Origin of the sequence: Microbacterium sp. cx-59 (genome assembly GCF_020805625.1) — a bacterium.
Lineage (GTDB): Bacteria > Actinomycetota > Actinomycetes > Actinomycetales > Microbacteriaceae > Microbacterium.
Map to the genome: position 1 here is coordinate 169129 of NZ_JAJHGO010000007.1, position 13251 is coordinate 182379.

A 13251-nucleotide genomic window follows, 5' to 3' on the forward strand; every position below is an offset into this window, starting at 1 on the left:
GCGCCGCGACTGGGCTCCGGCTCAGCGGGCCGCGGTGCGGATGCGCTCGAGGGTCTCGAGGGTCAGGCGCGTGCGCTCGTTGTCTTCGGCCGGGGTTTCTCCCGCGACGATCAGGTCGACGAAACGCTGCACCTCACCGACCAGAGAGTGCTGCGGAGCCTCGACGTTCCACTCCTCGACGGATCCGTCGACACCCGTGCGCACGAGGTGGCGCGGGCTGGCGATCTCATCGATCGTGAGCGTGGCGTCCTCGCCCTGGATCTCGCTCGGCCGCGACGAGCTCGTGATCTTCGAGTAGCTGACATCCGCGACGAATCCCGGGTACCCGAGCAGGGCGATCCCCGCGCCGTCGACGCCGGCATCCAGGGGAACGGATGCGGCCTGCACCGTCTCAGGAGCCCCGAACAGCAGGATCAGCGCGTGGACGCCGTAGACGCCGAGGTCAGCGAGCGCACCGCCGCCCATGGCCGGGTCGAAGATGTTGACCCGCTTTCCGGCGAGTACGTCGGAGTAGCGCGAGGAACGCTTCTGGTAGTGCACCGACGCCCGACGGATCGTGCCGAGCGAGGGCAACAGCTCGCGGACCGCCGCCGTGCCCGCGTCATAGGCCGTGCGGATCCCCTCCAGCAGTACGACGCCCGCGCGGTCGGCCGCGGCGACGAGCTCCGCCCACTCCGCGGCCGTCGCGACCGCCGGCTTCTCCACGAACACGTGGACGCCGGCGGCGATCGCCCGCCGCACCTGCTCGGCGTGCACGGCATTCGGCGAGCCGACGTAGACGGCGTCGATCGCGGGGTCGGCGAGGATCGCGTCCAGGTCGTCACCGGATGCAGGCGCACCGATGCGTACCGCGAACTCGCGCGCCCGCTCGGCATCGCGGGAGAAGACCGTGCCGAGCTGGATCCCCTCGACCTTCGCCACCGCATCTGCGAAGTGGGTCGTGATGACGCTGGTGCCGATGGTCGCGATACGGATCATGCTCGCCACCCTATTCCGGCTCGCGGCGAGGCTTCAGCCGGCCGCCGTGTTGTAGGCCGAGATCTGATCGGCGGCCTTCGACTCCGCATCCGACATCGTGGCGGTCACGTCCGCGCCCTCCACGACCAGGCCGAAGGCCCCGATCACCGTCGCGCGCACGGTCGGGAAGGCTCCCGTCCGACATCCCGCACTCGCGATCGAGGCGGGCGTGTTCGCGAGCTGGTCGGCCATCGTCGTCACGTTCGGGTCGGAAAGCCACTGCGCGCCGGTCGTGGTGGCTGCCGCCGCAGTGTTCGACGCCAGGTAGCCGGTCGCGCTGGCCCAGGCCGCCTGCACCTCAGCCGAGTGCAGGAAAGTGACGAACTCGTAGGCCGCCTGCTGCTGAGTGGCCGAGTGGCCGTCACCGGAGATCCAGAGGGCATTGCCCCCGATGACGACACCGGCATCCGATGCGTCGGAGGTCGTCGGGAAAGCGGCGACCTTCGAGGCCGCCTTGGTCGGATCGGCCGTCGTGTACGCACCGGTCGAGGTGAGCATCATGCCCACTTTGCCGCTCGCGAATGCCGACACCATCGAGGCGTTGTCGGTGCCGGGGTTCAACGCGGTTCCGTCCTGGAACAACTGCTGCAACCGACCCATGAACGAGACCTGGGTGGGGCTGGTCAGTTGGAGCCCGGTGACCCGATCGGCGCCGCGACCGTTGTCGGGCGTGCAGAAGTTCTCGCCGCCAGACGCCGACATCTCCTCCAGCATCCAGGAGTCCGACATGTTCATCGTCATGCCGTAGGCGCCCGTGGCCGCGTGGATCTTCTCCGCCCAGGACGCGACGTCCGCGAGGGATGTCGGAGGAGCATCCGCATCGAGGCCGGCGCGGTCGACGAGGGCACGGTCGAGATAGAGCACCGGCTGCGACACCGCGAACGGCATGGCGGCGAGGCCGCCGGACGCGTCAGCGTAGTAGGCGCTCACGATCGGCGGAAAGCTGTCGTCCTGGAACGACGGATCCGCGTCGGTGAAGGACGAAATGGGCACGGTCTTCTTCGAGTCGACCATGAATCCGGTCGAGATGTCGTTCATCATGAGCACGTCGGGAGTCGTTCCCGACTGGACCGAGGCCGTGTACTTGGTCTGCGCGTCGGCGTAGGTGCCTTGAAACGAGGAGTCGACGGTGATCTTGCCCGACTCCTGTGTATTGAATTGCGCGACGAGCGCGTCGAGTTCGGTGGCGGCCGGCCCGGTCATCTCGTGCCAGAAGGTGAGAGTCACGGGGCCGGATGCGGTCGCCGGATCGGCGTCGGAGCCGGATGCCGCGCATCCGGAGGTTGCGAGCAGAGCAACAACGCCGGCGGCGGTGAGTGCGAGCCGGGTGCGAGTGCGAGTGGACATGACGGGAGATTCCTTCTGTGGGGGCTACTTGAGGGCGCCGGCGGTGATTCCGCCGGCGAGGAATCGCTGTGCGACCAGCACGACGACGAGAACGGGAAGGGTGACCATGGCGGCGCCGGCGAGCACCACACCGACATCGGCCGCCTCGGCGCTCGAGAGCTGCGCGATACCCACCTGAACCGTCCTGTTCTCTGGCGAATTCGTGACCAGCAACGGCCAGAAGAAGCCGTTCCAGGCGGCGGTCGCGCTGACCAGGGTCACCGAGATCAACGTCGGACGGGTGATCGGCAGCAGCATCGACCGGATGAAGCGGAAGTGTCCGGCACCGTCGAGAAGCGCCGCGTCGCGCAGCTCACCGGGGAAGCTGAGGAACGCCTGGCGGAATAGGAAGATGCTGAGCGCCGATGCCACGAAGGGCAGGAACACTGCCGGCAGGGTATCGATGAGGTGCCACGACGAGATCGTCAGGTAGTTCGCGATGAGGGTTGTCTCGGCGGGCACCATCATGCTCGAAAGCAGCACGAGGAAGAGCGCCCGGGTCCCCCGGAGCCCGCAGAACACCAGCGCGTACGCGGCGCTGATGCCGATCGTGACCTGCAGCAGCGTCTGACTGAAGGTCACGACGATGCTGTTGGCGAACTGCTGACCGAGCGGGATGACCTGGGTGGCGCGCTCGACGTTGTCGAGGGTGAGATGGATGGGGAGGAGCCCCTCCAACCCGCGGTCGAGCCACGCCGTGGGAGTGAGTGCCCCCTCGAAGATGTAGTACAGCGGAAAGCACACGACGATCACGGCTGCCACGAGCCAGGCATAGAGGAACGCGTCGCGCAGCGGGGACCGCGTCGCTGGGCGTCGCCGCTTCATTCGCAGCGCGGGAGCGAGCAGGGTCGGGGCGGCCATCAGTAGTTCACCCGCTTCTCCAGCACACCGAACTGCACCAGCGAGAGCGCCAGCACGAGGACGAAGAGCACGACGCCGACGGCCGCCGCGATCCCGAAGTTGGCGCTACCCGCCCCGAACGCCGCCTGGTAGATCGTGTAGACGAGGGTCGTCGTCGCGCCCGCCGGCCCGCCTCCCGTCAGGATCTGAATCTGTCCGAACGCGGTTAGCGCCTCGACCGCGCCGGTAACGGCGATGAAGAACAGGGTCGGCGTGACCAACGGCAGCGAGATCGACCAGAGCGTGCGGACCGGGCCGGCGCCGTCGAGGTGCGCTGCCTCCACCACGTCGTGATCGATGGCACCGAAGGCACCGAGCAGGAGCAGCACGGTGAACCCCAGCGAACCCCAGACGGTGACGACGATCACGCTGCCGAACGCCCACTGCGTGCTCGTCAGCCAGGGGACCGCGGCACCGCCGAACCGGGTGATCACGGAGTTCACCAGACCGTTGCCCGGAGACAGCATGGCCGCGAAGGCGACGGATGCGGCCGAGACCGAGACGACCAACGGGGAGGTGAGCAGAGCGCGGAACACGGGCATGCCCCGCAGCCTGACCGTCAGGGGAATCGTGATGAGCAGCCCGAGGACGATTCGGCCGACGACCACCGCGACGCAGAAAGCACCGGTGCGGAGCATCGTGCCCCCGAACTCGGGATCGGCGAAGATCGTGACGAAATTCTTCGCGCCGACGAAGCCCGCGGCCTGTCCGAAGATGTCGGTCCCCTGCATGCTGAGCCAGACGACTTTGCCGAGCGGATAGAACACGAAAACGGCGAAGACCGCGAATGCCGGAGCGAGCAGGACGATGCCGACGCGGCGATCCGCATGCCGCCAGGAGCGTGCCGCCAAACGCCGTCGCGGGGCGATGACGACGCGCCGGCGGGCGTTGATCGAGACCGACATTCGGCTACCTTTCAGGAATAGGGAACGTTCCCTTTTTGGGACGGCTCCACTCTGCGACACCATCCGAGACTCGGTCAACCACGCCGACCGAGCGGTCTCCGAGCGTTCATGTCGCGTTCAGAGAGGCGTGAATCAATCCCTACGTCCACGAACGGAAGAGCCATGACGACCCACACGTCCTACGACCCGAACGCCCTCTGCGACCTGGCCGAGATCGCCGCGCGAACCGCAGCGCCCGCCCTCCTCACGGCCTTCCGCTCCGAAATGAGCGTCGCCTTCAAACGTGATGCGCACGACGTCGTAACGGTCCACGACAAGGCGGCAGAGCGGGTCATCAGCACGGTCCTGCAGCGAGGGGTTCCGGGGTCCGAGGTTCTCGGCGAGGAGACCGGAAGTTCGGGCGACGCGCGGCTCCGGTGGATCGTGGACCCGATCGACGGCACAGCGAACTTCGCCCGCGGCCTGGCGTACTGGTGCATCTCCATCGCCGCCGAACTCGACGGCGAGGTCGTCGCGGGTGCCATCCTCGATCCCGTGGCCGGCAACATGTTCGCCGCCGCCGACGGTGGGGCGACGCTGAACGGCACACCGATCCGATCCGCATCCGCTGCCGATGGCCGGGCGACCCTGCTGACCAGCTTCCCGACCCAGCACGACGTCGATCTGCTCGGCGACGGGGCATTCGAGCTGCTGGCGCAGATCACGCGCTCGTATCAGCACCACCACAGCACGGGAAGCGGTGCACTGAATCTGGCCCACGTCGCGGCCGGCTGGTCGGATGCGACGATGGGCTTCGACACCCACCCGTGGGATGTCGCGGCGGGAGCCCACATCCTGTCGCGCACCGGTGGCACCTACACCGGCTTCCGCGGAGGCGTCCCCGCGAATCGTCCGCAACACAGCCTCGACTACGTGGCGACGGGAGCGGGCGGCGACCACCGCGCTCTGATCGACGGGGTGCGCGACCTCTCCGCGCGGTGGGCGCCGGAGGCCGAGTAGCCGCCGACGCCCGCCGCTCTCACCCGCTCGTCAGCCGCCAGGTGCGGATGTGCTCCCAGGTCATGGTCTGCCACCAGCGACCCGACCAGTCCGCACACGCGGTGCGGTACATGACCACCGTGCGACCGACGAATCCCGCGGGGACCGGAACGTCGAGTTCACGGATGAACTCCCCCACCTCGGCGTAGAGATCGGGCCGCACGTACAGGTCGTGCGAAGCCAGCGAGAGGTGCGCGTGAAAAACGTCGGGCTCGAAGTCGTTCGGGAGCGGGCTGTTCATCGGGCGCCGAAACGGGGCCACAGTGGCGTCGATGTCTCGGGCGAGGCGCACGAACTCCTCATTCACGCCTCCGTCGGGGTTCTCACTGACGTCGTAGACGTAGCCACGGCCCTGCGGCCGGATCCCCGCATTGTGCACGTCGAACGAGCGCTGGCTGCGCAGCAACGTCGTGACCGCGTCGATCACGTCGGGCTCGGCGAACCCGAACGGCTGGCTGCCGACGAGCGTCGCATGCGGGGGGAATGCCCCCGCCGAAAGCAAGCCGTACTGGGCCCGAAGCTGGTCGGTCACCACGGTGACCGCTCGACACGTGCGGGCGTCGGGTCGGAGGTAGATGCCGTAGCGGAACGGGTCGCTGTCGTCTCGAGGCAGCTTGGGGGCGATCTGGTCGGTCACGCGGTCACGCTTTCGATGTCGGGACGGAATAGGGAACGTTCCCTATTCTCATCCCGGTCCGCTTAGCGCGTGCGACGCGAAGGAATCCAGCGGATGAACGGGCGGTGACCGAGTCAGAGTGCCGCCGCCGTGCGGCCGACGATGAGCTCGCCGTCGATGGCGCGATGTGCCGCACCGGCGAAGCGATCCTCGATCTGGTCGACCACATCGTCCACCGACAGTCGACCGATCAGACGCAGCGGCTGCCGCCACGAGGTGATGCCGAGCAGCGATGTCATGAACGGGGTGACGCCGTCGTACCCGGTCACCGAAAGCTCGTCCGGCACCCGGACCCCGCGTCGCTGCAGCGCCTCCAGCACCGCGACAGCCCAGGCATCGCTCGGCGTCATGAACGCGGTAACGCCGCCCGCGTCGAGGACGGCGTCGGTGATCGCATCCGCCCCCGCGAAACCGGGTCCCGCGTCGTCACCGCGAAAGGTGACCACGTCGACGCCGTGCTCACGAAGACGCGCGACCATCGCCCGCGTCCGCTGCGCCTGCGTGATCGATGACTGGGGCGTGAACGTCATGACGGCGACTCGGCGATGGCCGAGGCTGGCGACGTGGTCGGCCATCCCGTGACCTCCACCGACCTCGTCGCAGTACACGCTGCTGACCGCCGGGTCCTGCTCCGGGCGCCCTGCCACGACGGTCGGGATGCGCCGCGCGAACGGGATGATGTCTGCGACGGGGAGCGCCCCGCTGCAGACGATCAGCCCCTCGACACGCAAGGCGACGAGGGTCTCCAACGCACGACGTTCCTCCGCGATCGGAAAGGAACCGGCGCCCGTCGCCGTGACCGCGCGGTAGCCGCGGGCCGAGGCCTGCTCCTGGAACGCCGTCAGGAGATGTCCGTAGAACGGCGTCGAGGCATCCCGGACGAACACCCCGAACGTGTGGGTGCGGTGCGCTGACATGCCCCGCGCATTGGCGTTCGCCACGTAACCGAGCTCTGCGGCCGCCTGCTGCACGCGGGTGACGGTGCGGGCGGCGACGCCGGGAGCGCCCGAAAGCGCGCGCGACACGACCGACTTCGACACCCCGGCGGCAGCAGCCACATCGTGGATCGTCGGCACCGACCCGGTGCGTCGATCGGCGGGCGCGGACTCCGCCGGTTCAGCATCGTCGGGGCTCAGTTCATGCACGACTTCACGCTAGCGTCAGCGCGGCAGCGACGGCGGCGACGCATCCGTGCTGTCAAGACCCGGGTGGGTGCGCGAACGACGACCTAGCGTCGAAGGATGGTGACGTCGTGGCCCGCATCCGAGGATCAGCCGAGCACTCTGCCCGCCCTCGCTCCCCCGCTCGCCCGGCTGATCGAGGGCGCCGGTCCCGACGTCGGGACGCTCATCACCCCGACCCTCGACTGGGTGCGCACCGTGGCGGAGGTCGCTCCGCTGCCGGGCGACGACACTCGCGCGCGCTGGCGCCTTCTGGCGGAGACGGCGCGACTCGATGTCGGCGCGGCGCGGATGCTGGAGCCACACCTTGATGCGCTCGCCATCATCGCCGAGGCCGACCGGGACGGCGTGCTCGCCGAGCCCCTCGACACCCACGGCACCTGGGGTGTCTTCGCGGCGGAGGGCGGCGATCGCCCGGTGCAGGCCGAGCAGCAGCCGGACGGCCGGTGGACGCTGACCGGGCGGAAGCCGTGGTGCTCGCTCGCCGCCCACCTGGACCGGGCGCTCGTCACCGCGTGGCGGGGCGACGAGCGCGGGCTGTTCGCGATCGACCTGCGCGGCCCGGGTGTGACGGCGCTCCCCGGTCCGTGGCACGCGCGGGGCCTTCGTCAGGTCGTCAGCGCGCCCATCGACCTCGACGCGGCACCCGCCGTGCCCGTCGGCGGTCCGGGCTGGTATCTCCGCCGATCCGGCTTCGCGGAGGGCGGCATGGGAGTCGCCGCCGTGTGGTGGGGCAGCGCTCTGCCGCTCGTCGACGCCCTCACCGCGGCCGCTTCGCGCGACGGCGCCGATCAGCTGGCCGCCGTCTTCGCCGGGCGGGCGGATGCAGCGAGCTGGTCCGCATCCGTCGTCCTCGATGCCGCGGCGGGCGCGGTCGACGGCGGGCGTGCCACCGGCGAGGCGGCGAAGCTCCTCGCGGCGCGCGTGCGGGCGGTCGTCGCGGCGAGCGCACGCGAGATCCTCGACCTCGAGTCGCGTGCACTCGGGCCCGGCCCCGTCGCGGTCGACGAGTCGCACGCGCGACGCGTGGCCGACCTCGAGCTGTACCTCCGACAGGACCACGCCGACCGTGATCTCGCGAGGCTCGGGCGCCTCGCCGTCGGAGCCTCGGCATGAGCGTCCCCTTCGACCACCGCGACGAGGGGACGGCGGAATCGCTGTGGCGCGAGGCCGCTCCCTGGGCCGCCACGCCCCTCCTCGACCTCGACATCGAGCGCCTGGTCGTGCTCGCCGCCCACCCCGACGATGAGACCCTGGGCGCCGGCGGACTCATCGCGCGCGCCGCCGCATCCGGCATCGCGGTGACCGTGGTCATCGTCACCGACGGCGAGGGCTCGCATCCGGACGACCCCGATCCGGCGAGCCTCGCGACCCGGCGCCGGGCGGAGCTGCTCGCGGCGCTCGGCGAACTCGCGCCGCGCATCACCCTGCACCTGCTCGGCGTGCCCGACGGCGGGATCCGCGAGGCGAGGCCGGCCGTGACCGACGCCGTCTCCGCGATCATCCGCCTCGGGGCGGCCGAGCGCACGCTCATGGTCACGCCCTGGTGGGGCGACGGCCACCGCGACCACCGCGTGCTCGGCGAGATCGCCCTCGCCCTGCGCGGCTCGGGCGTGCGGGTCGCCGGCTACCCGATCTGGATGTGGCTGTGGGCGACGCCCGAGGGGATCGACACGTCGACGTGGCGGCGGCTTCCGCTGAGTGACGCCGAGATCGCGCGCAAGCGGCGGGCGACAGCCGCGTACCGCAGCCAGCTCGACCCCGACCCGGCGCATCCGGATGACGGAGCGATGCTGCACGCGAACACCCTCGCGCACTTCGCCCGCGACACGGAGGTGTTCCTCGTTCCGGATGCGGCCGCCGCCCGGCCCGAACGGACGGTCGCCGATTTCGAGGAGCTCCACTCCCGCCACGACGACCCGTGGGGACTCGACACGCGCTGGTACGAGCGGCGGAAGCGTGCGCTGCTGCTCGCGTCCCTGCCGCGGGAGCGATTCTCGCGCGCGCTGGAACTCGGGTGCGCGTCCGGGGCGACGACCCGTGCGCTCGCGGAGCGCGCCGCATCCGTCGTCGCGGTCGATGCCTCCGAGACAGCGCTCGCCCGCGCCCGCGCCCGGGGTGTGCCCGAGGGCGTGCGCTACGCGCTGCATCCGCTTCCCGAGGAATGGCCGACCGGCAGCTACGACCTGATCGTCGTGTCGGAGCTGGCCTACTACTGGTCGCCGGAGCGACTCGCGCAGGCGCTCGACCGCATCGACGACAGCGCGACGGATGACGCCGTGCTCGTCTTCTGCCACTGGCGGCGGCCGATCGACGACGCCGCTCAGAACGGCGACGACGTGCACGCGGCTCTCGCCGCCCGGCGCGGGTGGCGCTCGCTCGTCCGCCACGTCGAGGAGGACTTCCTGCTCGACGTGCTCGTGCGGCCGGACGTGCCGTCGGTCGCGGCCGCGGAGGGACTCGCGTGATCCGCGCCGTCGCCGTGATCGTGCCGGTGCACGACGAGGAGTCGCTGCTCGGCGCGTGCCTGGCGTCGGTCTCGGCTGCCGTCGTGCAGCTGCGCGCGGAGCGGCCGGAGATCGCGTGCAGCGTCTGGGCGGTGCTCGACAGCTGCACCGATCGCAGCGCCGCGATCGCCGCGGAGGCGGGAGCGGAGATCGTCACCGTCACGGCACGGAACGTGGGGCGCGCCCGCACGGCGGGATGGGAGGCTGCCCGCCGGGCGTTCGCCGACGTCGACGCGGCGGAGTTCTGGACCACGCACACGGATGCGGACTCCGCGGTTCCGCCGCACTGGCTCGTGCACCAGATCGAGCTCGCCGACGCCGGTGCCGACGTGATCATCGGCACCGTCCGCCCGGATTTCCGCGACCTCGACGCGATGCGCACGCAGGCCTGGTGGCGCCGGTACACACCGGGCGCGGCGAACGAGGCGGTGCACGGGGCCAACCTCGGACTCCGGGCCGACGTGCTCGCCGCCGCCGGCGGATTCCCGCCACTGGCCGAGCACGAGGACGTCGAGCTGGTCGCGGCCGCGCGGAAGCGAGGCGCGACAGTCGCGCTGAGCGACGACGCCTGGGTGCGCACGAGCGGCCGCCAGACCGGTCGCACGCCCGGCGGCTACGCCCGGTACCTCCGCGACGACCTGCTGTCCGAGCGCGGCTGACCCGCTCGGGGTGGGGTTGGGGGGTTGGGGCTCGGGGGCCGGGGGCTCGTGCCCGGGCTCGTGCCCGGGCTCGGGTCCGGGGTGGGCTCGTGCTCGGGGGCTTGGGCTCGGGGGGGGGCTTGGGTCGGGTCGGGGTGCGGGCTCGTGCGGCATGCGCGGCCCGAAGCGAGGAGATCTGCCCAAGCGAGGACCGAAACCCCCGCATCCGACCTCGCTCCGGCAGATTCCCTCGCTCCGGCAGATTCCGTCGGGCCAGCAGGTCGCGCCGGATGCAGATTCGACCAAGCAGGCAGAGCGCGCCGGATGCAGGTTCCGCCGGGGTGCAGTCCCGCCGGATCGCCCCCGCGCACTCGCCGCCCCGGCCCGAAGCGAGGAGATCTGCTCAAGCGAGGACCAAAACCTCCACATTCGCCCTCGCCTCGGCAGATCTCCTCGCTCCGGCAGATTTTGTGGAGCGGACAGAGCGTGCGGGATGCAGATTCCCTCGGGCCAGCAAGTCGCGTCGGGTGCAGATTCAGTCAGGCCGCAGATCCCACCACGCCACCCCCTGCGCACTCGCACCCCGGGCCCGAAGCGAGGAGATCTGCGCAAGCGAGGACCAGAACCCCCGCATCCATCCTCGCTTCGGCAGATCTCCTCGCTACGGCAGATTCCGTCGCGTGCAGGTCCCCGGACGGATGCCGATGCCGAATGCGGATGCGGAGGCCGCCCAGCCGCAGGCCGCCCAGCCGCAGCGCGCCCAGCCCCAGCGCGGTCAGTCGGCGCGCGGGCCGCGTTCGGTGCCCATGAGGGGGCGCAGCATCCGGGACAACGCCGCGATCTCGCCCGCGTCGAGCACCTCCAGCGCCGCCGCTTCGCGCGCGACGAGCTCGGTCATGGCCGCGTCGACGCTCGCGGTGCCGGCCTCGGTCAGGGTGATGATCACGCTGCGCCCGTCGCGCGGGTTGCGCGCACGGCGGATCAATCCGCGCTCGGTGAGGTTCGCGAGCCGATTGGTCATCGCCGCGCTGCCGATCATCGTCAGCTCGATCAGCTGCATCGGGCTGAGCTCGTGCGGGGGTTCGGCGCGGCGGAGCGCCGCGAGTACGTCGAACTCCCACGACGCGAGACCCACCGTCGCGAAGGCGGCGGAGCGCAGCCGGTCGAGACGGATGGCGGCGCGCCGCAGCCGCGACATGACGTCGAGCGGGGTGAGGTCGACGTGGGGCAGGCGCTGCGCCCAGGCATCGATGAGCAGGTCCACCTCGTCGTCGCTGTTATCGACCGCCACAGCTCGACCGTACCAACGCAGCGATGCCCTCCGGCCCGCATCCGCTCAGATCGGTCCGCCGCGTCAGCCGGCGAGCGCGCGATGCACCGATGCGACCGCGCTCGAACCCTCGCCGACGGCGGCGGCGACGCGTTTCATCGACCCTCGTCGCACGTCGCCCGCGGCGAAGATGCGCGGCACCGAGGTCTCGAACGGCAGCGGCTCGCGGCCCATCGCCTGCCACCGGGCGAGGGACTGCACGGCGACGTCGGTGCCGGTGCGGAGGAACCCGTCGCCGTCCCGATCGAGGCCCGACACCCAGGAGGTCGCCGGTTCTGCGCCGATGAAGCAGAACAGGCCGCGCGCATCCACCTCGCCGACGCTGTCGATGACGACGCGTTCGAGCGAGCCGCCCCCGTCGAGAGCGGTGACGTGCGACCCCGTGTGCACCTGTACGCGCGGATCCTCGCGGATCCGGTCGACGAGGTACGACGACATCCGGCTCCCCAGGTCGTCCCCGCGCACCACCAGATGCACGGGGCTTCCGTGTGCTGCGAGGTAGAGCGAGGCCTGCCCGGCGGAGTTCGCGCCGCCGACGACCACGACGGGCGCGCCGGTGACCTGACGCAGTTCGAGCTGCGTGGCCGCGTAGTAGATGCCCGACCGCTCGAAGTCGCCCCACCGTTCCAGCTGCAGCCTCCGGTACGCGGCACCGGAGGTGACGATGGCGCTCCGGGTGCGGATGCGGCGCCCGTCCGCGAGCGTAACGTCGAGCTCGTCGCCGACCGTGTCGAGTGCGACGGCCTCGCACGGGGCGTACACGCGCACGCCGAACTTCAGCGCCTGCAGCGACGCCTGACCGATCAGCTCGGCGCCGCTGACTCCGAACGGGAAGCCGAGGAAGTTCTCGATGCGCGACGTGGATGCGGCCTGGCCGCCCGGTGCGACCGCATCCAGAAGCACCGTGCTGAGTCCTTCGGAGGCCCCGTAGATCGATGCGGCCAGACCTGCCGGACCGCCGCCGATCACGACGAGGTCGACGATCTCGTCGACGGTGGACTGGTAGCTGAGGCCGAGCCGGTCGGCGACGAGACCGGGAGTGGCGTGCCGGATCGGCTCGCCCTGGATGAAGGCGACCGGGAGATCCGCCGCGGTGATCCCGTGGTCGCCCATCGAGTCGAGATCGTGCGGGGAGAGTTCGACCGCGGAATGCACGAGATCGAGCCGCTCGGCGAAGCGCCGCAGCGAGAGCAGCTCGGTGTCGGCCGCGGGTCCGACGAACTTCAGGGTCAGTGCGGCCGGACCGCGCCGCAGCGACTCCCGCCGGGCCCACAGCGCGTGCAGCACGAGGTCGCACAGTTCGTCGTCTTCGCTCATGAGCGTCTGCAGTTCGGCGCGGTTCACCCGCCGCACCCGACTGGCACGCGTCGCGCGCGCGGAGAGGAACGCACCCTGTCCGTTCAGGATGCCGAGTTCACCGACGAACGAGCGCGGACCCATGTGCGCGAGCACGGCCTCCTCTATCCAGAAGAGCGAGTCCCGAACGACCTCCAGGCCGCCGTCTTCGACCAGGATGAGGTCGTAGTTCCGGTCGCCGGAACGGAAGACGTACTCTCCCGCGGCGACATGTTCGGGCGTACCGAATCGGGTCAGCCGCTCCCACTGGCTGTCGGTGAGGGTCGGTCGCTGGATCGGATCGAGGTCGTGCGTGCCCATCGTCATCCCGTCGGTCG

At 70.7% G+C, this 13251-nt stretch carries 12 protein-coding genes; 4 read left to right on the forward strand and 8 right to left on the reverse strand.

Annotated features, from left to right (window positions below; all coding sequences use genetic code 11):
- Positions 1-21: 21 nt before the first annotated feature.
- Genes LMI96_RS08300 through LMI96_RS08315 form a run of 4 tightly spaced genes read right to left on the reverse strand, consistent with a single transcriptional unit; the run spans position 22 to position 4208 of the window.
- The gene (locus tag LMI96_RS08300) at positions 22-978 is read right to left on the reverse strand and encodes a Gfo/Idh/MocA family protein (protein WP_228361127.1); all 957 of its coding nucleotides are present in this window, start codon (positions 976-978) and stop codon (positions 22-24) included.
- A gap of 33 nt (positions 979-1011) precedes the next feature.
- A complete protein-coding gene (locus LMI96_RS08305; protein ID WP_228361128.1) occupies positions 1012-2364 on the reverse strand; it encodes an extracellular solute-binding protein in 1353 nt (450 codons plus the stop codon).
- A gap of 24 nt (positions 2365-2388) precedes the next feature.
- On the reverse strand, positions 2389-3264 hold the full coding sequence (locus tag LMI96_RS08310) for a carbohydrate ABC transporter permease (RefSeq protein ID WP_228361129.1): 876 nt from the start codon (positions 3262-3264) through the stop codon (positions 2389-2391).
- Positions 3264-4208, reverse strand: coding sequence for a carbohydrate ABC transporter permease (locus LMI96_RS08315; RefSeq protein WP_228361130.1), 945 nt, complete (start codon positions 4206-4208; stop codon positions 3264-3266). Before LMI96_RS08315 ends, LMI96_RS08310 begins: the two co-directional genes overlap by 1 nt.
- 162 nt (positions 4209-4370) lie before the next feature.
- Here LMI96_RS08315 and LMI96_RS08320 point away from each other — a divergent pair, with 162 nt between their 5' ends.
- Positions 4371-5207 carry an inositol monophosphatase family protein gene (locus LMI96_RS08320; protein WP_228361131.1) on the forward strand — a complete coding sequence of 279 codons (837 nt, stop codon included), beginning with the start codon at positions 4371-4373 and terminating at the stop codon, positions 5205-5207.
- Between the two features lie 19 nt (positions 5208-5226).
- Here the strand turns inward: LMI96_RS08320 and LMI96_RS08325 are convergent, their stop codons facing one another.
- Positions 5227-5883 carry a 2'-5' RNA ligase family protein gene (locus LMI96_RS08325; RefSeq protein ID WP_223722362.1) on the reverse strand — a complete coding sequence of 219 codons (657 nt, stop codon included), beginning with the start codon at positions 5881-5883 and terminating at the stop codon, positions 5227-5229.
- Between the two features lie 113 nt (positions 5884-5996).
- Positions 5997-7067 carry a LacI family DNA-binding transcriptional regulator gene (locus LMI96_RS08330; protein WP_228361132.1) on the reverse strand — a complete coding sequence of 357 codons (1071 nt, stop codon included), beginning with the start codon at positions 7065-7067 and terminating at the stop codon, positions 5997-5999.
- A gap of 96 nt (positions 7068-7163) precedes the next feature.
- Between LMI96_RS08330 and LMI96_RS08335 the strand changes: the two genes are divergently transcribed.
- From LMI96_RS08335 to LMI96_RS08345, 3 genes are read left to right on the forward strand one after another with little or no spacing between them, the layout of a single operon-like run.
- Positions 7164-8219, forward strand: coding sequence for an acyl-CoA dehydrogenase (locus LMI96_RS08335; protein WP_228361133.1), 1056 nt, complete (start codon positions 7164-7166; stop codon positions 8217-8219).
- Positions 8216-9571 carry a PIG-L family deacetylase gene (locus tag LMI96_RS08340; protein ID WP_228361134.1) on the forward strand — a complete coding sequence of 452 codons (1356 nt, stop codon included), beginning with the start codon at positions 8216-8218 and terminating at the stop codon, positions 9569-9571. Before LMI96_RS08335 ends, LMI96_RS08340 begins: the two co-directional genes overlap by 4 nt.
- Entirely contained in the window at positions 9568-10269 is a 702-nt protein-coding gene (locus LMI96_RS08345) for a glycosyltransferase family 2 protein (RefSeq protein ID WP_228361135.1), read from the forward strand. The genes LMI96_RS08340 and LMI96_RS08345 overlap by 4 nt, the downstream gene beginning before the upstream one ends.
- A 754-nt stretch (positions 10270-11023) precedes the next feature.
- Here LMI96_RS08345 and LMI96_RS08350 read toward each other — a convergent pair.
- Both LMI96_RS08350 and LMI96_RS08355 read right to left on the reverse strand, forming a co-directional pair.
- On the reverse strand, positions 11024-11539 hold the full coding sequence (locus LMI96_RS08350) for a MarR family winged helix-turn-helix transcriptional regulator (protein ID WP_228361136.1): 516 nt from the start codon (positions 11537-11539) through the stop codon (positions 11024-11026).
- Between the two features lie 63 nt (positions 11540-11602).
- Entirely contained in the window at positions 11603-13234 is a 1632-nt protein-coding gene (locus tag LMI96_RS08355) for an FAD-dependent oxidoreductase (RefSeq protein ID WP_228361137.1), read from the reverse strand.
- Positions 13235-13251: the final 17 nt, after the last annotated feature.